15 protein-coding genes and 1 pseudogene are annotated in these 20,319 nt (G+C 46.5%); 9 read left to right on the top strand and 7 right to left on the bottom strand.

Going from position 1 to position 20,319, the window contains the following annotated elements:
- Positions 1 to 178: 178 nt before the first annotated feature.
- Positions 179 to 1,396 carry an SUMF1/EgtB/PvdO family nonheme iron enzyme gene (locus IKG78_RS09100; RefSeq protein WP_290942564.1) on the top strand — a complete coding sequence of 406 codons (1,218 nt, stop codon included), beginning with the start codon at positions 179 to 181 and terminating at the stop codon, positions 1,394 to 1,396.
- A gap of 61 nt (positions 1,397 to 1,457) precedes the next feature.
- Here IKG78_RS09100 and IKG78_RS09095 read toward each other — a convergent pair whose 3' ends face one another.
- Positions 1,458 to 2,597: a sigma-54 dependent transcriptional regulator gene (locus IKG78_RS09095; protein WP_290942561.1), complete on the bottom strand. Its 1,140-nt coding sequence runs from the start codon at positions 2,595 to 2,597 to the stop codon at positions 1,458 to 1,460.
- A 424-nt stretch (positions 2,598 to 3,021) separates the two neighbouring features.
- On the opposite strand from IKG78_RS09095, the gene IKG78_RS09090 reads away from it, so the two are divergent.
- Positions 3,022 to 5,079 (top strand): glutamine synthetase III, encoded by a 2,058-nt coding sequence (locus IKG78_RS09090; protein ID WP_366075137.1) that lies wholly within the window; start codon positions 3,022 to 3,024, stop codon positions 5,077 to 5,079.
- A 388-nt stretch (positions 5,080 to 5,467) separates the two neighbouring features.
- Here the strand turns inward: IKG78_RS09090 and IKG78_RS09085 are convergent, their stop codons facing one another.
- From IKG78_RS09085 to IKG78_RS09055, 6 genes and pseudogenes are all read right to left on the bottom strand, one after another.
- On the bottom strand, positions 5,468 to 6,859 hold the full coding sequence (locus IKG78_RS09085) for a sodium:solute symporter family protein (protein ID WP_290942555.1): 1,392 nt from the start codon (positions 6,857 to 6,859) through the stop codon (positions 5,468 to 5,470).
- A gap of 75 nt (positions 6,860 to 6,934) precedes the next feature.
- Entirely contained in the window at positions 6,935 to 7,618 is a 684-nt protein-coding gene (locus IKG78_RS09080) for an ABC transporter ATP-binding protein (RefSeq protein ID WP_290942553.1), read from the bottom strand.
- On the bottom strand, positions 7,618 to 8,808 hold the full coding sequence (locus IKG78_RS09075) for an ABC transporter permease (RefSeq protein ID WP_290942551.1): 1,191 nt from the start codon (positions 8,806 to 8,808) through the stop codon (positions 7,618 to 7,620). Before IKG78_RS09075 ends, IKG78_RS09080 begins: the two co-directional genes overlap by 1 nt.
- Positions 8,789 to 9,217, bottom strand: a complete 429-nt coding sequence (locus IKG78_RS09070; RefSeq protein ID WP_290942549.1) for a DUF4418 family protein — start codon at positions 9,215 to 9,217, stop codon at positions 8,789 to 8,791. The genes IKG78_RS09075 and IKG78_RS09070 overlap by 20 nt, the downstream gene beginning before the upstream one ends.
- Positions 9,218 to 9,367: 150 nt before the next feature.
- A pseudogene (locus tag IKG78_RS09065) lies at positions 9,368 to 10,311 on the bottom strand (LysR family transcriptional regulator).
- A gap of 156 nt (positions 10,312 to 10,467) precedes the next feature.
- A complete protein-coding gene (locus tag IKG78_RS09055; protein ID WP_290942543.1) occupies positions 10,468 to 11,685 on the bottom strand; it encodes a MalY/PatB family protein in 1,218 nt (405 codons plus the stop codon).
- A gap of 352 nt (positions 11,686 to 12,037) precedes the next feature.
- Between IKG78_RS09055 and nifH the strand changes: the two genes are divergently transcribed.
- The 7 genes from nifH to IKG78_RS09020 all read left to right on the top strand — a co-directional run bounded on the left by nifH (position 12,038) and on the right by IKG78_RS09020 (position 20,286).
- Positions 12,038 to 12,922, top strand: coding sequence for a nitrogenase iron protein (gene nifH / locus IKG78_RS09050; protein ID WP_290942727.1), 885 nt, complete (start codon positions 12,038 to 12,040; stop codon positions 12,920 to 12,922).
- Positions 12,923 to 12,949: 27 nt separating this feature from the next.
- Positions 12,950 to 14,554, top strand: coding sequence for a nitrogenase component 1 (locus tag IKG78_RS09045; RefSeq protein WP_290942541.1), 1,605 nt, complete (start codon positions 12,950 to 12,952; stop codon positions 14,552 to 14,554).
- A 17-nt stretch (positions 14,555 to 14,571) separates the two neighbouring features.
- On the top strand, positions 14,572 to 15,924 hold the full coding sequence (locus tag IKG78_RS09040; protein ID WP_290942539.1) for a nitrogenase component 1: 1,353 nt from the start codon (positions 14,572 to 14,574) through the stop codon (positions 15,922 to 15,924).
- A gap of 503 nt (positions 15,925 to 16,427) precedes the next feature.
- The gene (locus tag IKG78_RS09035; protein WP_290942537.1) at positions 16,428 to 17,639 is read left to right on the top strand and encodes a hypothetical protein; all 1,212 of its coding nucleotides are present in this window, start codon (positions 16,428 to 16,430) and stop codon (positions 17,637 to 17,639) included.
- Positions 17,640 to 17,656: 17 nt separating this feature from the next.
- Positions 17,657 to 18,697 carry an ABC transporter substrate-binding protein gene (locus IKG78_RS09030; RefSeq protein WP_290942535.1) on the top strand — a complete coding sequence of 347 codons (1,041 nt, stop codon included), beginning with the start codon at positions 17,657 to 17,659 and terminating at the stop codon, positions 18,695 to 18,697.
- A 12-nt stretch (positions 18,698 to 18,709) separates the two neighbouring features.
- Positions 18,710 to 19,525, top strand: a complete 816-nt coding sequence (locus tag IKG78_RS09025) for an ABC transporter ATP-binding protein (protein WP_290942533.1) — start codon at positions 18,710 to 18,712, stop codon at positions 19,523 to 19,525.
- Positions 19,522 to 20,286, top strand: coding sequence for an ABC transporter permease subunit (locus IKG78_RS09020; protein WP_290942531.1), 765 nt, complete (start codon positions 19,522 to 19,524; stop codon positions 20,284 to 20,286). Before IKG78_RS09025 ends, IKG78_RS09020 begins: the two co-directional genes overlap by 4 nt.
- Positions 20,287 to 20,319: the final 33 nt, after the last annotated feature.

Below are 20,319 nucleotides of genomic sequence, written 5' to 3'. Positions count from 1 at the left end.
TTTACTGGATCCCCTCACTCCGTTCGAGGATGACCGATTCAAGGATAACGGGGTGGGGTGACAATGCTTTAATTCGAGGCGGCTATTCCTAGCCGCCTTATTTTGTATATTAAAATAATATTAATGCATCAACATCATGTTTACTTAGTTCGCATTGCTAATTAGATTGGAGATGATTATGAAGAAAATATTTTTGCTATTTGCTGTTTGTCTTTCCTTTTCTTTTGGTAATGACTTTTGCGTTTTTGATGCAAATGGCAATTGTGTATCCAATCTGCACGATATGCGTGAAGCGCAGAATGTATTTAAAGAAAAAAGCTTTAAAAAGCATTATATAGCCTCGAAGGCGAAACCTGTTGCAGGGTTGCGTTCCTATAAATCTGTAAAACCAACGAAATCTAGCGGCCATAAGAGATGGTACGAAGTAGATTGGAATCAAGGAATGATACTTTGTCCTGAAAAAGAATTTAATACGGGTGATGGAATGTGGATTGTAAACGGCTCTGCACGAATGGATTCCAAGAATTGTCTTTATGTAGATGGCTCTCCTTATACAAGGAGTATTCTTGTTCTTTATGCACGAAATCTGAACGATTTAACTGATGCAGACTCTAGCTGGATTCTTGTAAACCAGACTATTGTAAATCTCAAAGGAAAAAAATTCATCGTTTATAAAGGTGTTGGACATACTTATGATAGAAATCTAAAAGATACTTCATACGTGGTTCAAATGAATTACGACTTAATTGTAGATAAAACTGAGTTGCGTGTCCGAGATGCGCTTTGGTTGCGAGAAGGAGAAAAAATTAACGAAAAAGAATCTGTTTTATGTTTCAATGAGGATTATTATCCATCATCGGATTCATTAGAGGTGTTGGATTATCCTTCTCGTTATTATCGTTATTATTTGAGTTTTCGCTCAAAAAAGGACGGGCTTGAAAGTATTCTGAATTGTCCTAAACTGACTCAATGCTCCTATAACAAATCGGCCAATGGCTATAGGCTTCCTTTCTATGACGAATGGTATATTCTTCAAAATGCTGGGCAATCAAAAGTCTTTTCCTGGGGAAACGAATTTATTGAGGATTCGTTAAAAAAATATGCGGATATCCATTGTTTCGAAAAAAAATCTGGTCTTTATCCAGTAAAACAATATGCCCCTAATCAGTATGGCTTGTATGACATTTATGGAAATGCAGAAGAAAAGTATTACGAAGAATTTGATAATGAGTATGTCGCGTTGATTCCTTGTAGTGTATTGAATTTTTATAATCCCGGTAAAGCGTGCCGAGACTTGATTAAATACATGTGCCTTCCTCGCAATACAATAATTACTAACGCAACGTTTAAACAGCCGGCTTTCCAAGGCATGCGCATGGTTCGTAAACTTGAATGATGCCTAAATTATTGGTGTTTTTTTTTTAAAATCTACTATGTGTTTTTAACTGAATTTTGGACTAATTCGAGGCGGCTATTCCTAGCCGCCTTATTTTGTACAGCATCATGCGCGGACTCACGGAGAGGTCGCGGCCTGCGGCACTCATGTTGCCGTCGTGGCGGCGGAGCGCTTCGCTTAGGATTTCGCGTTCGTAGCTGTCCATCAGTGTTGCAAGCGGACTGTTGCCTTCGGGGAGCACGGATGTTCCTGATGTTACGTCGGTTTGCAGCGTGGGTGGCAAGTCGTAAGCGTTGATGCAAACGTCTGTTGTCGCAAGGCACGCGTGCTCGATGCAGTTTTCAAGTTCTCGTACGTTGCCTGGCCAATGGTAACTCATGAGCATGTCGATAGCGGGCGTGCTTAACCGCAAAATTTTCTTGCCGTATTTCAAGTTCATCTTTTCGATGAAGTGGTCCGCCAAAAGCAGAATATCTGTTTTACGTTGTATAAGCTCGGGGAGCGAAATCTGGAAAATGTTCAATCGGTAGTAAAGGTCTTCGCGGAATTTTCCGTTTTGCATCATGGCTTCGAGATTCTTGCCCGTGCTTGCGATCAGGCGTACATTGCTGTGTTGGACGATGTTACTTCCTAAGCGGTTAAAACGTTGGTCTTGAATAAACTGCAAAAGCTTGACTTGCGATGTGAGGGACAAGTCCGCTATTTCGTCTAGAAACAGCGTACCGCCGTTCGCTTGTTCAGCCTTGCCGATGTGGCGGTTGATGGCTCCGGTAAACGCACCGCGTTCAAAACCGAAAAGTTCGCTTTCGAACGAATTTGTCCCTTCTGTGAGGGCGTCGCAGTTGAGGGCTATAAACGGAGAATCTTTACGGTCCGACAGTTCGTGGATGCTCCTTGCGACGTATTCCTTGCCGGTGCCAGCCTTGCCGCGGATAAGCACCGTCGCCGAAGTCGGGGCGATTTGGCGTACGAGCTTGCTCACGTCGCGCATTTCACGCGTGTTTCCGATGAGCTCGCCCGGGATGCCTTCGATGATGTTGCGGATTTTTTTGCACTCGATTTGGTGCTCGATTTCGATGGATTTGAAATTCTGCTTTAAAATGCCTTGAATGCTTTCGAGAAGTTCGCCTCGCTTGCGAACTTTTTGAATTTTCTCGACTATGGCTTCGAAAGTCGTGCTTTCAAGGGCTTCTATATCCATTTTGTTTTTGCAACATCGGGGAAAACTCTATTGCTGCGTCAGGCCGTTTTGGGGCGACCCAACGCAGCTCTAGGAGAGATGAACGTGTTTAATATAGTAATAAATTGCGCTCTTGTTTTACAAAAATGTAATATAATGGTGTAATTTTACAAAAATGTAATAAAACGCACGAAAAAAAACCGCTTTTGTACAGTGCAACGCTCTAAAACCATTGCTAACTTGTAGTTCGTAAAACAAAAAGACAGTGTTTTGCTACTGTGACGAACCTTTAGCCGCATTGTCTCCCCGGATTAATTCCGTGGTCAGTTAACGAATTTTACAACCGATCCCGGAACAAGTCCGGGATGACATTATAGGGTAAAAAATGAACAATAGTCGTAACAAGGCCATTTACGATATCGCAACGGCGCCGGTGAGCGCGGTAATGCCTGCCGCTCCTGCGAACGTCGATTTTTATGGCGAAGATGTTTTCAATGCCGATGCAATGCGCACGTACCTCCCGAAGGATATCTGCGAGAAATTGCTTGCAACGATTGACGAAGGTGTCGCGCTGGATGCAAGTATTGCTGGCGATGTCGCGCACGCTATGAAGCGCTGGGCTATGGATCGCGGAGCAACACACTTTACGCATTGGTTCCAGCCTTTGACCGGCTCTACTGCCGAAAAGCACGACAGCTTTATTGAACCGTCTGGCGGCAAGGCCATTATGACGTTTAGCGGAAAGAACTTGATTGTCGGTGAACCGGACGCCTCGAGTTTCCCGAGCGGCGGACTCCGTTCTACGTTCGAGGCTCGCGGCTATACCGCTTGGGACCCGACTTCTCCAGCGTTTATCAAGCGTCATGGCAACGGGGCTACTCTTTGCATCCCGACCGCTTTCTGCAGCTACACGGGTGAAGCTCTTGACAAGAAAACGCCGCTTCTCCGTAGTTTGCAAGCGCTTTCGAAATCGACTCGCCGCCTCATGACCTGCTTCAAGGCCGGCCCGAAAAAGACGACGGTTACGCTTGGCGCTGAACAGGAATACTTCCTCATCGACAAAAGATTTTATCTGCAACGCCCGGACTTGTATCAATCCGGTCGCACGATTTTCGGTGCAACTCCTGCAAAGCACCAACAAATGAATGACCATTACTTTGGCAGCATTCCGAGCCGCATCTTGAATTTTATGAACGATGTGGAAAAGGAACTGTGGAAGCTTGGTATTCCGGCAAAGACGCGCCACAACGAAGTGGCTCCGGCTCAGTTCGAGCTTGCTCCGCTCTTTGAAGAAGTGAACCTCGCTTGCGACCATAACATGCTCGTGATGGAAACGCTCCGCAACGTGGCGGACCGCTACGGTCTCGTTTGCTTGTTGCACGAAAAGCCGTTTGCTGGCGTGAACGGTTCTGGCAAGCACAACAACTGGAGCCTTTCTTACGGTAAGGGCAACTTGCTCAATCCGGGTAAGGACCCGCATCAGAATGCCGTGTTCCTCACTGCGATTTGCGCCATCATGTATGCCGTCGATACGCATGCTGATTTGCTCCGCATGACTTGTGCAGGTGCCGGTAACGACCACCGTCTCGGCGCTCACGAAGCCCCTCCGGCGATTATCTCCATTTACTTGGGCGACCAGCTCACAGACGTGATTGAACAGCTCGAACAAGGCGTGCCGAAATCCAGCAAGCAAGCGGGCGCGATGAAGCTCGGTTCCGATATGTTGCCGCCGCTCCCGCGTGACGCTACGGACCGCAACAGAACATCTCCGTTTGCGTTTACAGGGAACAAGTTTGAATTCCGCGCACCAGGCTCTAGCCAAAGCTGCTCTGAACCAAACGTTGTTCTGAATACGATTGTCGCAGAAGCGTTTGACATGATTGCGGAACAGCTCGAAAAGCTTGACGACAAGAATTTCCACACAGGCTTGCAAAAGATTTTGCAAAAGATTGTGAAGGAACACAAGCGCATTTTGTACAACGGAAACGGCTACACCGAAGACTGGGTGAAGGAAGCGGAAAAGCGCGGCCTCCCGAACATCCGCACATCCATGGAAGCGCTCAAGGCTTTGACGAAAGAAGAAAACATCGCTCTCTTCGAAAAGTATGGCGTGATGAACCGTGCCGAAATGATTTCCCGTTACGAAGTGAACAGCGAAGATTACCACAAGCGTATTCATATCGAAGGCGAAATCGCGCGCGACATGGCAAAGAACATTATCTTGCCGAAAGTCGTCGAAGCTTATTCCAATGCGCTCAAGACAAACGAAATGGCTTTGAATCAAGGATTCCCGGGACTTGACGGTTACGCGAAATCGCTTGGCGAAGGCATGAACCGCTTGATTGCTGCGATTGGCGTGATGGAAAAATCGCTAGATGGACTCCACGAAGGCATTGTCGATGCGATTGCCGCCCTCCGTAAGGAAGTCGATGGCCTCGAAAAGCTTGTCTCCGACGAACTCTGGCCCCTGCCGAAGTATCGCGAGATGCTTTTCATCTATTGATGAAAAGCATGGCTTCCCGTCGAAGGTGGGAAGCCTATATGCACATTTATATATTAGACGAAAGAACGGTGCTGCGCTCCTACAGACGAGATATACAACACTTGGGGGCTTTGCCCCTTAGTGGATGTTATCCACTTTGTGGAGACGAAAGAATAGTTTCTGTTTGTCTGATTTAAAATTTAAAAAGTCGCAGGTTTAATGCCTCGCGACTTTTTTTGTGTTATGCACGCTCGTCATCCTGGAGCTGTCATTGCGTTTACGCATGACTTGTTCGCCTTGGATATAGAAACATGCAAGCATGTTTCTGCATCACTCGGCTCTGCTGTCATTCTCGACCGAAGGGAGGGAATCCATTATTTCTTGTATCTGCATTATCGACGGAATCCAGTTATTTCTTTCTCAAACTTGCAATCGCGAACACAAGCGAGACTGCAATTCCAATGTGGGGGAGATAGGCCGAGCTTTGAATTTTGGCGGTGGAGGCAAGAATTGCGGGGATGAGCCCGAAGAGCCCGCCAACGATAACGCCTGCATACCAAAGATTTTTCTTGATGTTGAACTTTTTATGGGTGATAATCGCAACGGCGAGTGGGGCGACAATTCCCGGCGTATAGACAGAATAGGCCATCGTCAAAAGCCCGATGATATCTTTGCCCTGGAGCGCAAGGTAGGTCGCGATGATGCCGATGGCGACAACGAGCAGGCGGACTACGGAAATGCGGCGCGTATTCAGAATGTCGCTCCCGAAAATGGCTGCGGAGTTGATGAGACATGTGTCTGCTGACGAAAGCAGTGCAGACAAAAGTCCGACGGATAGGAGCGCTGCAAGCGGAAGCGGGAGCACGCCGGAGGCGAGGCGGAACAAAGGATTCATGGTAGAGCCGGAGGCGGCATCCGGCGAGTAAGTCGCAGCCCACATGCCGAGCAGAACGATAACCACGCTAAAGACAAGGATGGCGAAACTCCCGACGATAACGGCTTTTCGTGCGGATGAAGAATCTTTGGCGACGAGGTTTCTTGAAATTACGTCGGGGCCGAGGAAGTACGCTCCACCAACGGTGAATAGCATCATGGCTAAATCGGCGAAGCCGAATTTTTCGTTTAATAGCGAGAAATTGCCGAAAGTCGCGAGGCCTGCGTTGCCTGCTGACGAACTGTTGACGGCGAGATTGTCTGCCGCGTTTTCGATCCCAGAAAATCCGCCGAACAAGTAAATTGCGGCAGCGAAAAATCCAAGTGTCAAAATTCCAAATTGCAGTGCATCGGTGCGAACAACTGAAAGTTGCCCGCCTAAAAGCGTATAGACGATGACGATGATTGCTGTGATCAGAACGGATTGTGTGCCTGCATCGTGGCCTAATACCAGCCCGATGAATCCGGCAACTGCGGCGAATTGTGCAGCGATAATTCCAATCCATGAGACTGCGATGATGAACGCGACTAACTTTCTTCCTGTTTTCCCGACGGTCTTTTCTGCAATTTCGGGGAGAGTTCGTACGTCAAGGTCGTGAACCGGTTTGCTTAAGAACGCGGCTTGAAACCAGAACCCAATAGCGCCAACACCGAGCCACCAGAATGCGGCAAAACCAATGCTTTCGGCACGTGCTGCAATGCCCACCGTTGCGGATGCTCCAAGGACAGTTGCCATGAGGCTCATGAAAACGAACGGTGAACTTTGCTTACGGCCTGCAACAACGTAATCGTCAAAGTTCTTGACCTTGAATAAGTCGCGGACGCAAATGAATCCAAGGACGAGAAAGTAAATGATGAGAAGTTTCATAATTGCTCAAATATCGACTCTCCAACCTTAGTCGGGCATGGCATACTTGTTTTTACAATTTAAAAGTTAGAAATTTTACAGATTGCCGTATTCGCCGATTTCTGGCACGAGCGTTCCCGCTTTCATGTGATAGACGCGGTTGCTGTAGCCGAAAGCGTTTTTGTCGTGCGTAGCGACGACAACTGAGACTCCTGTCCGTGCAAGCCTTGCAAAAAGGCTATAGACTTTGCGGCTGTTTTCTTCGTCGAGATTGCTGGTCGGCTCATCTGCGATAATTAGGTCAGGCTTGTTGGCGAGTGCCCTTGCGATGGCGACACGACGCAATTCGCCGCCAGACAAATTTTGCGGGTATTCGTTTGCCAAGTGTGCAATGCCAAGCTTGTTCAGTAGTGCGCCGATGTGGCCCTTATCAATTTTCTTGTTGTATAAAGTTGAAGATAAGGTAATGTTTTCGGCGACTGTGAATGCGGAAAGGCTTGCTGTATTTTGCGGAATGTAACCTATGCGCTCGTTTCGCAGTTGGGCGAGTTCTTCGTCGCTGAGTGAAAAAATCAGTTGCCCGTCAATTTCGACAGTCCCGGATGTGGGGGCAGTAACGCCAGCAAGTGCGTTCAATAGTGTACTTTTGCCGCTTCCCGATTCTCCGAAGATGACCGTGAAATCGCCGGACCATGCGAAGAATTCTGCATTGCTTACTGCATTGAATTTTAGTCCGCGTCGTGTGTATTCTTTTGTTATGTTGTTTCCGTTAAGTATCATTAGGCGTCCTCCTTTAATGCCGTATAGACATCAATTCTTTCGACTTTTTTGGCGATACGGTATGATGCTCCTATGCCTGCAATGGCGGGGATGAACAATGCTCCGATAATCGTTAAGAGTATGGCAGATGTGTTGGGGAGCGTGAAGGGAATTTGCAAGTTCTCTTGTATTAAAAAGCGGAACGAGACGATGGCGACAGCACCGAAAAGCGTTCCCGCAAAAGCTCCGCTACCGCTTGCGATTAGCGATTCTCCAAGGACAATGCCCGTAAGCTTTTTACGTGTCGCCCCGATGATGAGAAGTGTCGCAAATTCGCGCTTGCGTTCGTTTGTTGAAACCGAGAATGCGATAGAGACTGCGGCGATCACGACAATCAAGAAAAATCCAGCGATAATCCAGACTGCGATTTTAAAGGATTTTGCCGTCGTGATAAAGCTATCGAATATGTTCCTGCGTGAAATGACTTGCAAGTCGCTGAATTGTTCGTGAATAGCTTGCGAAATTTTTTCGAAGTCGGCTCCTTTTTCGAGGTTTGCAAGAATTGTGGAAGGTTCCCCTTCGGAAGAAAAATTGTAACCCTTGCTAGCGGCGGCTAGGCGGAGCAATTCGATTGTTTCGATGTCCGCGAATATCGCTTGGTCTAGCTTGTTGCCGAGCGGTTCAAGCGTTCCGACAACTGTAAATTCTTTGTCGAAGAACTTAATTTTTCCACTTTTTTCGACTTCAATATCGCTCCCGGCGATGACGTAACCTGGCTTGAATTCGTTCTTGTATGTTTTGCGAATCCATGGCTTGATGGTAAAATCTGTTTTGGAATCGAATCCGATGATGTTGACTTTTTTATCGCAGCAGCTTGCGCTCAGCGTCGTGAAGAAAAATTGTGGTGATGCAACGCTCACTCCCGGCTGTTTTCGGGTAAATTCTAAAACTTCGCGAGGAAGCGTGCGGTGGCTCAATTCGCCTTGCAAAAGAATGGACTGGTCTTCGACTTCGCCGCCGTATGGAACGATGAGTACGTCTGCCCCCATGCGTGAGGATAACTGTTCTAATCCGGCGTCAAGGCTTTTTGAAAAAATGACGCTGGAAAGAAGCGTTGCCGAAGCGATGGCTGTCAAAATTACAAGGCCAAGGCTTCGAACGGGGTGGCTCCAAAAGTTGGTGTATATAATTTTAAGCGTTGTATGTTTCATTAGTAAAATCCTCCGAATCAAAGTTGCGACTTGCCAAGAATGCAATGTTTGCAACGCTAAAGAGTGCGATAACGATTCCAACCAGCTGAAGAACTGGGGATGATATTGAATGACAGTGCATGTGCGGATGCGAACAAACTCCCACGATGACTGTAGGAACTAGGGATGTAATGACTCCAAGAACAATTACGGCGTAGGTTAAAGCTTTATGAGCCTTTGGCCACAACAGATAAGCGATGCCGACAAGTGCAATTGTAATACCTACAAAGCCGTCAACGATGGAGGTGTAATGGCATCGCATAAAGACGCCTTCCATATGCTTGCAAAAAGGAAGCAAAACAAATGAAAGTAACGAAACGGTGGTGCCGAGTACAACTGTTATAGATCCAAAAAATAATCCGTTTATCATAAATACCTCCTTGTCATTGTTCGATGCCAAATATAGAAGGCGTTTATGAGTTTGTCCAATACTTTATTTTTAAGGGTTGTTATAGAAAATTTCTATATAAAAAACGCCCATCGATGATGGGCGTGGTGACAACAGAATTATGCGTAATGGTTATGTGTTCGGATTATGCTGAGCGGTATATTCCTTCAAATATTCTTCCATCTCGCGGATGTAAATGCGGCAAATGGTGCTGAGCATAAAGTTTTTCTTCACGATGTAACCGATTTCCATTGAACGGTCGTCTTCGCCTTTCGCGTCCTTGAACGGTACGGCAACGTAATCGGAACCGTTGATTTCTTCGCTAATGATGCCGGAGCAAAGCGTGTAGCCGTTGAGGCCTACCATCAAATTCAGCATTGTTGCGCGGTCGTTCGCTTTGATGGTCTTGTGATACTCATTTGTACTTAAAATTTCTTCGGCGAAGTAGTAGTTGCCGCTTTCACCCTGTTCAAAAGAAAGGCACGGGTATTGCGAAAGATCTTCGAGGTTGACAAACGGCTTGTTGGCAAGCGGATTGTTTTTCCACATGTAGGCGTAAGCTTTGCAATCAATTAATTTCTGGAAAACGAGATCGTGTTCCTTGAGCAAATACGTAATGTATTTGCGGTTGAAGTCGCTCAAGTAGATAATGCCGATTTCACTGCGGAGGCTTGTCACATCGTCAATAACTTCTTTTGTCTTTGTTTCGCGAATCGCGAATTCATAATCGTCGATGTTGAATTTTTTGGCCATGTTCACAAAGGATTTGACGGCAAAAGAATAGTGCTGTGTCGAAACTGCGAAACGCTTCTTCTTCTGTTCTTCCTTGCTGTAGCGTTCCAAAACGGACTCGTAATGGTTATAGAGTTCGTTCGCACGTGCGATGAATTCTTCGCCTTCGGCGTGAGTGTTACTCCGCGACTCGTGCGGTTGAAAATCGTGATACCGATTTCGTCTTCGAGATCGTGGATGGCTGTCGTCAAAGAAGGCTGGGAAATGAATAAAGATTCGGCGGCCTTGTTGAAGGAACCGACTTTAGAGATTCCGATGGCGTAGCGTAATTGTTGTAATGTCATGGTTGTTTAATCCCTAAAATTAATGTGAACTTTGCGACTTTGTGAAAATATAAAAATTTTTCCGGTCAAATCCTATATGTGTTATAGGAATATTAAAATTAGAAGAAACCCTCAGGTGGATTCTAGGCTTCCTGAGGGCTTCTCGTTGTGCGTTGATTATGAATCGAACGCAGTTTTTAATCTGTTGAGAGCCTCTGCCAGAATACTTCGGGGACAAGCGAGGTTGAGCCGCTGGAACCCTTCTCCGGTCTTGCCGAAAAGAATTCCGTTGTTGAGCCACAGTCGAGCCTTGTTTCGGATGCGTTCTTGGATTTCGTCTGATGAAAGTCCGGTGCCGTTAAAGTCTAGCCATGCGAGGTAGGTTGCTTCCATGGGGACAAGCTTGATTCCTTTTAAATTTTCTTTAATAAATTTATCTGTAAATTCGATGTTGCCTTTGATGTATTTGAGGAGCGCATCTAGCCAAACTTCGCCCTTGCTGTATGCGGCCTGAGCGGATACAATTCCTTGTATGCTGACGTCGGTGTAACCTGTAGCGATGATTTGCTTGCGAAATGCACGACGTAGCTTTTGGTTTTTGATGATGGCGTTTGCGATTTGAACTCCTGCCAAGTTGAACGTTTTTGTTGGCGCAGTGACGATGATGGAATTGTCGACGAAAGCTTCGCTTATCGAACCGAATACGGTGTGCGTCCCTTCAAAGATAAAATCACTGTGAATTTCATCGCTTACGACAATGACATTGTGCTTGAGACAAATCTCTCCGATTCGTGAAAGTTCTTCGCGAGTCCATACGCGGCAAACGGGATTATGCGGGCTACAAAGTAAGAATAGTTTTATGTTATTCTCTAAAATTTTTTTTTCGAAATCTTCGAAGTCGATATGATAACGACCGTCATCGCCATAGACGAGATCATTGCTGACGACGACTCGATTGTTATTGCGGATGACATCGGCGAAGTGCATATAGACGGGCTCTTGAATGAGCACGGCATCGCTTTCGTTCGAGAAAGTCTTTATAGCTGTAGCGACACCGAACATGACTCCGGGTATTTTGACAATCCACTTGGAGTCTTCAATGTTGTAATTATGGCGACGGCGGTAAAAATCTTGAATCGCCTCGAAATAGTCGCTCTTGGGTTCGCTATATCCAAAAATGCCATGTTGCGCGACTTCGATCAGTGCGTCTTGAATAAATGAAGATGTCTTGAAATCCATGTCGGCAACCCATAGCGGGAGCAAGCCGTATGGATCTTCGCCTGCTTTTACAGCACGGCACTCTACGGCAAAATCGTATTTGAGCGAGTGGGTGTGGCGTCGCTCATTGACGATGTCAAAATCTAAATTTCTTTCTTCCGTATGAATATTAAGCATCGCGATCAAATATAGAAGACCGCTATAGTTTTGTCCAATACATTATTTCTAGCACGTTTTATAGTTTTTGTCTATAATCATCTTCCCTATTATACTCCGGCGTTTAAATAGATTCCATCATAGAAACCATCATCCTAGAACCAGTTATCCTAGAGCTAAAGGCGATAGGACTCATAATCTCTTTAATTAATTTATGTGAAAACATCGTTTTCACCTCTGCAATAGGTTTTCACTGAATACTATTATAAAAAGCATCTATAACAACGTCAAAAAAAAGAATTTTTAAGACGAAATGGGCTTAAAAAGTATTGGAAAGAGTTGACGCGTATTCTAAAATTGGTCAAACCCTAGTATTTTTGTAGACTATTTAAATCTAAGGAGGCTCACTTCTATGGCAAAAAAATTACGTCAAATCGCTATTTATGGAAAAGGCGGCATCGGCAAATCCACTACAACACAGAACTTGACCGCAGGACTTGTAGAACAAGGTAAACACGTTCTCGTCGTTGGTTGCGACCCCAAAGCGGATTCTACGCGACTCCTGCTCGGCGGCCTCCATCAGAAAACCGTACTCGATACCATTCGCGACAACAAAACCGAAATTCAACTCTCTGACCTTGAAAAGGTCGGCTTCAAGGGCGTTCGCTGTGTGGAATCCGGTGGCCCGGAACCGGGTGTGGGTTGTGCAGGCCGCGGCATCATTACATCCATCAGCATGCTCGAACAGCTCGGCGCTTATACCGAAGATCTTGATTACGTGTTCTATGATGTGTTGGGCGACGTGGTGTGCGGTGGCTTCGCTATGCCGATTCGTGAAGGCAAGGCCAAGGAAATCTACATCGTCGCTTCTGGCGAAATGATGGCACTCTACGCAGCAAACAACATTTGTAAGGGTATCGCAAAATATGCCGAACGCGGCGAAGTGCGCCTCGGCGGTATCATCTGCAACAGCCGTAACGTCGATAACGAACTTGATTTGCTCCGTGCATTCACCAAGGAACTCAACACGCAGCTCATCCAGTATGTGCCGCGCAACAACATCGTGCAGCAGGCCGAAATCCGCAAGAAAACCGTGATTGACTTCGAACCGAATTGCAGCCAAGCTAACGTCTATCGTGAACTCACGAAGAACATCGACAATAACGAACTCTTCACCATCCCGACTCCGATGACGCAAGACCGTTTGGAACAAATTCTCATTGACTACGGCATGATGGAAAAAGACTACTCCATTTAGCACGAACCGGCTGGAGGTAAAAATTCTATGGCATCAACTAATATCAATTTAAATATGACCTCGGTCGAAAACCGCGAATATCGACTGGGTACAATTATCGGTTGGGACGGCAAGGCGAGCGACTTGATCAAGGAATCTGCCTACGACGAACGCAGTGCGAAAAAGCATGGTGGCTGCGCAAGCAAGGGGGCCGGCTGTAAGCTTTGCGAATTGCAATCTCCTCTCAACCAAGAAACCATGTGCTCCAACGCTATTGTCCAGTGCCAGGTGGGCAACCTCACGGACTGCGCTTTGATTGACCATTCTCCGATCGGCTGCAGCGGCGAAAACTCCAAATTCAACCTTTCTATGCATGTGGGCCTCAAGCGTCGCGGAAAGCCGTTGCAGAACACATTGAATATCAGCACCAACCTTAAAGAACAGGACATGGTGTTCGGTGCTTCTGAAAAACTTCGCCAAACGATTCGTGATGCAAAGGAACGCTACAATCCCAAGGCTATTTTCATTGGCATGGCTTGTGCTACCGCTATTATCGGCGAAGACATCGACTCCATCGCCGAAGAAATGGAACCTGAAGTTGGCGTGCCTATAATTCCGCTCCACTGCGAAGGTTTCCGTTCCAAGCATTGGTCCACGGGCTTCGACATTGCATTCCATGGCGTTCTCCGTCAAATCGTGAATCGCCATCCGACCAAAAAGCAAAATGACTTGCTCAATATTGTTGCTCTTTGGGGAACGGACTATTTCTCTGAAATGCTTGCTCCGCTTGGGCTCCGCGTCAACTACCTCTTGGATACAGCTTCTTTCGATGAAATCCGCCAAGCTTCTGAAGCTGTTGCAACCGCTACTTTCTGCGATACTTTGGGTGGCTACATGGCCACCGCACTTGAAGAATCCTTCGGTGTTCCGCAAATCGACGCTCCGCAGCCTTACGGCATCAAGGGTACTGACGAATGGCTCCGCGCCATTGCAAAAGTGGTGGGCAAGGAAAAAGAAGCCGAAGAATACATCGAAAGCGAACATAAGCGTATCGCTCCGAAGCTTGCTGAACTTCGCGAATTTTTCAAGGGCAAAAACGGCATCGTGATGACGGGTTCTGCTTACGCACACGGCCTCATCAGCGTTCTTTCGGAACTTGGAATTGGCCATGATGCAGCTCTCGTTTTCCATCACGATCCCATTTACGATGGTGCTGGAAAGCATCAGGACACCTTGAAGGAACTTGTGGAAACTTACGGCGATATTCCGCACTATACTGTAAGTAAGACTCGCGCCTTCCAGCTTCCGCAGCTTTTGAAGCGTGCCAAGACGGACTTCTTGCTTATTCGCCATCCGGGCCTTGCTTCTGTCGCTGGCCACCTCGGATTCCCGACCCTCACCATGGGCGACGAACATATTCCGGTGGGCTATCAAGGTATTCTCCGCATTGGTGAAATGCTCAAGGGCGTTCTTTCACGTACAAAGTTTAACCAAGTTCTCAAGCGTAATGTAAAACTCCCGTATTCTGATTGGTGGCTTGCTCAGGACGATCCGTTCTATTTGACGCATCACCCAGAAGCACTTAACGACCTTCCTGAACCGAGAAATCTCAAGTTCAGCAAAGGCAAAGAATCTAATTCAGAAAACGCATAATAAGGGAGATTTCGAAAATGTCAGAAGCACTTAAAACAAAGAAAAAGAGCAATTCTATTTCGGACCCCCGCTATTCTTGCGCAGTTGGTGCGTCCAATACGGTTGTCGGCATCAAGGGCGCAGTTCCTATAGCCAACTGCTCTCCGGGTTGCCAGCTAAAGCAAACCGCATTCCTCACTTTTGAAAACGGCTTCCAGGGCAGCATTTTTGCTGGTGCCGGTAACATGCCGAGCGCAAACTCTACCGAAAACGACATCGTGTTCGGCGGCATCAAGACTTTGGATCAGTTGATTAAGTCAACGCTCAAAGTTTTCGATGGCGACCTCTATGTTGTTCTCACGGGTTGCGTGGGCGGCCTCATTGGTGATGACGTCCCGAGCTTGGTGAATGAATATCGTGATTTGGGTTACCCGATTGTGGCTGTGGATACCGCAGGCTTCAAGGGCAATAACCTTTTCGGTCACGAAGAAGTGGTGAACGCCATTGTCGATCAGTTCGTGGGTGATTATAAGGGCGAACGCAAGAAGGGCCTTGTCAACCTTTGGTTTGAAGTTCCGTATTACAACCAGAACTGGCGTGGCGATTATCAGGAACTTGCCCGTATTCTCCGTGGCGCAGGCTTTGAAGTGAATGTGCTCTTTGGACCTGAAAATAATGGTGTCAAGGACTGGTTACGCATTCCGGAAGCCCAGTTCAACTTGGTGGTTTCTCCGTGGGTTGGCGTGAGAAACGCTGAACACCTTGAGAAAAAATACGGCCAGCCGTTCCTCCATATTCCTGAAATTCCTATCGGTGCCGAAGCGACTGCTGCATTTATCCGCAAGGTCGTTGATTTTGCCGGAATCGATAAGGAACAGAGCGAAAAGTTCATTGAACAAGAAAACGGTATCTATTACTATTACCTGGAACATTTCTCCGAATTCTTCGCTGAATACTGGTATGGTATGCCGAGCGAATTTGCAATTACCGCTGATTCCGCTTACACGCTTGCCTACACCAAGTTCCTTGCCGACCAAATCGGCCTTATTCCGCGCAAGGCGATTATCACGGACGATCCTCCGCAGAAATTCCGCAAGGGAATTGAAGAGGCGTTCCATAACATCAGCGAAGGTGTCGATGTTGAAGTGGAATTCGAAGAAGATGGCTACTTGATTGAAAAAGCAATTAAGGAAGTTGATTTCTCTTCTGGTAAGCCGTTAATTCTTGCTTCTTCTTGGGAAATCAATCTTGCTAACGATAAGGGCGCTTTGTTCTTTGAAATTACACCTCCGTCTAGCGAAACTTTGATTATCAATCGTAGTTTTGTTGGGTATAAGGGTGCGCTTAATTTGCTTGAAAAAATCTATAGCGCATCTGTTGGCGGAAAGTAATTTCAAAGTTTCTTCACCAACATTAACAAAAGTGCCGACTGAAAATTATTCAGCCGGCATTTCTTATTTGGAATCATGGAAATGCAATCAATTTCATTGTAACACCTTGCATGTCATGCCCGACTTGATCGGGTATCTCCTTTTTTATAATGCTCGTATGATAAACTCCGGCGGGAATCTATTGTACATGTATAGGCTACTGCTATTTGAGCTTGTTTTGTATAGCTATACTTTATATGTAAACAATTTTCTTATATCTTGTGATAAAAATAAAGTATTTTACAAATCGATTTTTCTTTTCTAATTTATGCAGCGAAATCGAGAACATTGTGTTCCGAACCTTTAACAAATCAACACGAGGATACCTATATGTGTTGTAACATCAATCTCTCCAATAACTAAGCCGAAGCCTTTTTGGAAAGGCTCTCGCACAATTCCATTAGCACGCAGAATAAATCTCTGCGCGGTTACCAAACTCATATCAAAAAATTAGGAGATTATCCATGAATTTCACAACGAAAAAATTAGCTGCAACTGCTATTCTTTTATCTTCAATTTCGGCTTTTTCTGCAGAACCCATTTCTGTTACGACAAAATCTGGAGTGACTGCAACCCTTTACGGTTTTGCATCTCTCAATGCCGCCTACGAAGATTCCAAAAGCAACAACGGCAATTTTGCGAACTTCGTCGCCGTCTCTGACCTCACCAACAAAAATGATGGCGGCTGGCATTTCACGCCGAACTTGACGCGAATCGGCCTCAACCTTTCAAGCGGTAGCGATTCTACGTTCTTCAAGGCAAACGGTAAAATCGAAGTCGATTTCTACGGTGGCGGCTCCGGCAACGCACCTGTCCCACGCCTCCGTCATGGCTACGGCGAAATTTCTTTTGGCAACTCCGGCTTCTCCATTTTGGGCGGCCAGACTTGGGATTTGATTTCTCCGCTCGTGACTCCGACGCTTAACGCAGGCGTTCTCAACAACTCGGGCGACGCGGGCCTTCGCAGGGCTCAGCTGAGGCTCACCGAAAAAATCCCTGTTGCTGGAGGCTCCTTGGATATTGCGGCAGCTGTTGTTCGCACTATCGGCGAAAATCAACCTTACAACACCTCTTCTGCCTCAGAGACCGGTGTCGATGCAAATATTCCCACGTTCCAGGGACGCATCGGCATTTCGGTTCCTCTGTGGGTAGAAAACAAAAAGTTCGGCTTGGGAGTTTCCGGTCACTACGGTCAAGAAGAAATTGACCTTGACGATACTGGTCGCACCAAGGATATTCCCACATGGTCTGTCAATGTCGATTTGACGCTCCCCATCGTTTCTGCCGTCACGCTTCTTGGCGAATGGTTCATCGGTGCAAACCTTGATACGTACGCCGCCGGCATTGGACGCGGATTTGTTTCCGATAAAGAAAATCCCAAAAGCGTGAAAAGCATTGGAGCTGTTGGTGGTTGGGTCGCATTGCAGACGAAGTTTATTCAAGAACTAGCATTTAATGTAGGTGCCGGGTTTGACAAATTGGATCGCGATGACATCAAGAAAGTAGGCGGACGCGAACAAAACCTTTCCATTTTCGCAAATACCACCTACAACTTGACAAGCGCATTCTCGCTTGGATTCGAATATCTTCACGTTCAGACGGATTACCGAACTGCTAATACGGTAAAAGAAGCATACTTGAACCGTTACCAACTTTCTGCAACTTACGGTTTCTAATAAAGGAGTAATTCACAATGATTCAGACTCAAATTGCTAATAAATTGCACATTCGAATTGCTACAGCGATTCTATTTGCTTTTGCCTGCGTCACCTCTGCCGTGGCCGCTGACAAAATATCCATCGGCTACCTTTCTTCTACGGGCCAGGGAAAATTCTTCATCGCAAAAGATGCGGGCATTTTCAAGAAAAATGGCCTTGACGTGGAATTGGTGGAATTCTCGAATTCTGGCGATGGCATAGCTGCCGTTCGTGCGGGAAAGCTTGACGCTGGTGCATTTGGTTCTCTCGCTCCGCTCATCCATGTTTCGCAGGGTGCTGATATTCGCGTTATTGGCGGCCTCATGGGTGGCGACCAGGCTGTAATTACCCGCAAGGAAAATGCCGGTTCTGTCAAAAAGTTGAGCGACCTCAAGGGAAAGAAAATCGCTACAATCCGCTTGGGAACAGCTGACGCCATTGTCCGCGGAGGTCTCAAGAAAGAAGGTATCGATTGGCGTAAGGATGTCACCATTGTAGAACTCAAGAACCCGCCTGCAGTTATCGAGGCCGTAAAGAACGGAAGCGTTTATGCTGGCGTTACTTGGGGCCCGCACGACCTCCGTGCCGAAGAAGCAGGCCTCTCCGTAGTGCTCCGCAGCAAGGACATCAATCCCGGCCACATCTGCTGCCGTCTAATTGCCTCGCTCCGCAAACTCGAAGGTCGCGATGACATTTACAAACGTTTAGTCAAGTCGCTTATTGAAGCCGAAGAACTTGTTGCAAATGACCACCAAAAGAGCGTGGAAATTATCGCCAAGTGGATCAAGCTTGATACGGCTCTCGTGAACAAGGCGTTTTACAGCGGATACGTCACGCAGGATACCGACCCCAATGTAAAAGGTGTCGAATTCTTCTGGGATTTCTTGAAGGATGCTGAATTCATCAAATCCGATAAGAAGGTCTCTCAATACGTTCTCACGAACTACTACCGTGACGCCCTCGCAGAACTGCGTAAGCAAAATCCCAAATCTGAATTCTACGCACAAGCCGAAAAAATATTCAGGTCCAGAAATTAAAGGTAAATTAACATGAAACAAAAGCAAAGTGGTTTTGAAGCGACTAATCTTGGATTTTCATACGATGGTAAACCCATTTTAAAAGACATCAATCTAAAAATAAATCAGGGAGAGTTTGTTTGTCTTTTGGGTGAAAGCGGTAGTGGCAAGACCACTTTGCTCAACCTTCTCGCTGGCCTCACGAAGCCAAGTGAAGGGCATGTATATTGGAATGGGAAAGAAATTGAAAAGCCTTCCTCGGAAAGGAGCGTAGTCTTTCAGGACTATACTCTTTTCCCTTGGCTTACTCTTCTCAAGAATGTTTCTCTTGCTATTAAAAAAACGAAAAAAGTAAAAAGCAACTATGCAAAACATTTGGCCGAAGAGTATTTGAATTTGGTGGGGCTTTCGGGGAGCCTTTACAAATATCCCTTTGAACTTTCGGGCGGCATGCGTCAACGCGGTGCTATTGCTAGAGCGTTGAGCGTCGGTGCAGACGCCCTTCTTTTGGATGAACCCTTCGGAGCTCTTGACCCCATAAATCGTGCAAGTCTCCAGGATTTGGTCCTTGAACTTTGCCGCGGCTCCAAAGATCGCGCAATCACAACTTTATTCGTAACTCATGACATCCGCGAAGCGGTTTATCTTGGCAGCAGAATTATTGTGCTGGGTTCTACTCCTGGCCGCATTATTGCTGATATTCCGTTGGATTTTCCGGTGAAGAAAAGTCGTAGCGAATGGTTCCGCAACGAAAAAGTTCAACAAACGATTGCCGCCATCGAAGAGGCTTATCACAAAGATATTCTTGAAAAACTTGGTCATGTTGTGCAGGGAGGTGCAAGCATATGAGAATTTTTATAAAGTATCTGTCTAAATTTTCGGGAGTACTCTTTCTTCTGCTTTTGCTTGGAATCTGGACTCTCATCAGTTGCGGCCCGGAATGGAGTAGCCAATACTTGTTCCCGTCACCCAAGGCGATTGCAACGGCACTTTTCAATTCTCGCGAGGAACTTTTGCGCAGTGCGTGGTCGTCGCTTTTGAAGCTCGTCCCTGCTTATTTCGCGGCTGCGGTTGCTGGCATTTCCATCGGGATTGTTTCAGGATCGGTTCCGTGGGTTAGCAATATGCTCAAACCCATTTCGCGGTTCGCAGCACCCATTCCACCGAACGTCTATATTCCCTATGCGATTGCAATTTTGCCGACATTTTACTTGTCCTCTACTTTCATCATTTTCATTGCCGCCTTTTGGCCAATTTACTTGAATACCGCCGCAGGAGCCGCAGACGTTCCCGAAAAGTACAAGCGGAATGCCGCCATTATCGGCATTGGCAAGTTTGAATACTTGTGGCGAATTGCGTTTGTCGCAAGCCTTCCGTCCATATTTTCTGGGCTTTCCGTAGGCATGGGGCTTTCGTTCATCATGCTCACCGTAGCAGAACTCTTCGGCGAAAATACGGGACTCGGGCATTTCGTACAATTTTACGCGGACTATTCCGATTACCCCAACATGGTCGCCGGAATTTTATGGACAGGCATCGTTGTCCTCGCTATAATGGAACTTTTTGAATTTGTAAAACGCAAAGTGTTATTCTGGACGAAGGCGAATTAATTGATAAAATGAAGAACCTCGATAATGAACCGA

Source organism: Fibrobacter sp., assembly GCF_017545445.1.
GTDB lineage: Bacteria > Fibrobacterota > Fibrobacteria > Fibrobacterales > Fibrobacteraceae > Fibrobacter.
Note: the sequence above shows the minus strand (reverse complement) of the source record. Positions and strands in the feature narration are given on the sequence as shown.

Excerpts from the sequence above, each read along its gene's own strand:
- IKG78_RS09095 (WP_290942561.1), bottom strand. The coding sequence starts at position 2,597 with ATGGATATAGAAGCCCTTGAAAGCACGACTTTCGAAGCCATAGTCGAG.
- IKG78_RS09070 (WP_290942549.1), bottom strand. The coding sequence starts at position 9,217 with ATGATAAACGGATTATTTTTTGGATCTATAACAGTTGTACTCGGCACC.
- IKG78_RS09025 (WP_290942533.1), top strand. The coding sequence starts at position 18,710 with ATGAAACAAAAGCAAAGTGGTTTTGAAGCGACTAATCTTGGATTTTCA.
- IKG78_RS09040 (WP_290942539.1), top strand. The coding sequence starts at position 14,572 with ATGTCAGAAGCACTTAAAACAAAGAAAAAGAGCAATTCTATTTCGGAC.
- IKG78_RS09055 (WP_290942543.1), bottom strand. The coding sequence starts at position 11,685 with ATGCTTAATATTCATACGGAAGAAAGAAATTTAGATTTTGACATCGTC.
- IKG78_RS09030 (WP_290942535.1), top strand. The coding sequence starts at position 17,657 with ATGATTCAGACTCAAATTGCTAATAAATTGCACATTCGAATTGCTACA.
- IKG78_RS09100 (WP_290942564.1), top strand. The coding sequence starts at position 179 with ATGAAGAAAATATTTTTGCTATTTGCTGTTTGTCTTTCCTTTTCTTTT.
- IKG78_RS09080 (WP_290942553.1), bottom strand. The coding sequence starts at position 7,618 with ATGATACTTAACGGAAACAACATAACAAAAGAATACACACGACGCGGA.
- IKG78_RS09045 (WP_290942541.1), top strand. The coding sequence starts at position 12,950 with ATGGCATCAACTAATATCAATTTAAATATGACCTCGGTCGAAAACCGC.
- IKG78_RS09035 (WP_290942537.1), top strand. The coding sequence starts at position 16,428 with ATGAATTTCACAACGAAAAAATTAGCTGCAACTGCTATTCTTTTATCT.
- IKG78_RS09020 (WP_290942531.1), top strand. The coding sequence starts at position 19,522 with ATGAGAATTTTTATAAAGTATCTGTCTAAATTTTCGGGAGTACTCTTT.
- IKG78_RS09075 (WP_290942551.1), bottom strand. The coding sequence starts at position 8,808 with ATGAAACATACAACGCTTAAAATTATATACACCAACTTTTGGAGCCAC.
- IKG78_RS09090 (WP_366075137.1), top strand. The coding sequence starts at position 3,022 with ATGCCTGCCGCTCCTGCGAACGTCGATTTTTATGGCGAAGATGTTTTC.
- IKG78_RS09085 (WP_290942555.1), bottom strand. The coding sequence starts at position 6,859 with ATGAAACTTCTCATCATTTACTTTCTCGTCCTTGGATTCATTTGCGTC.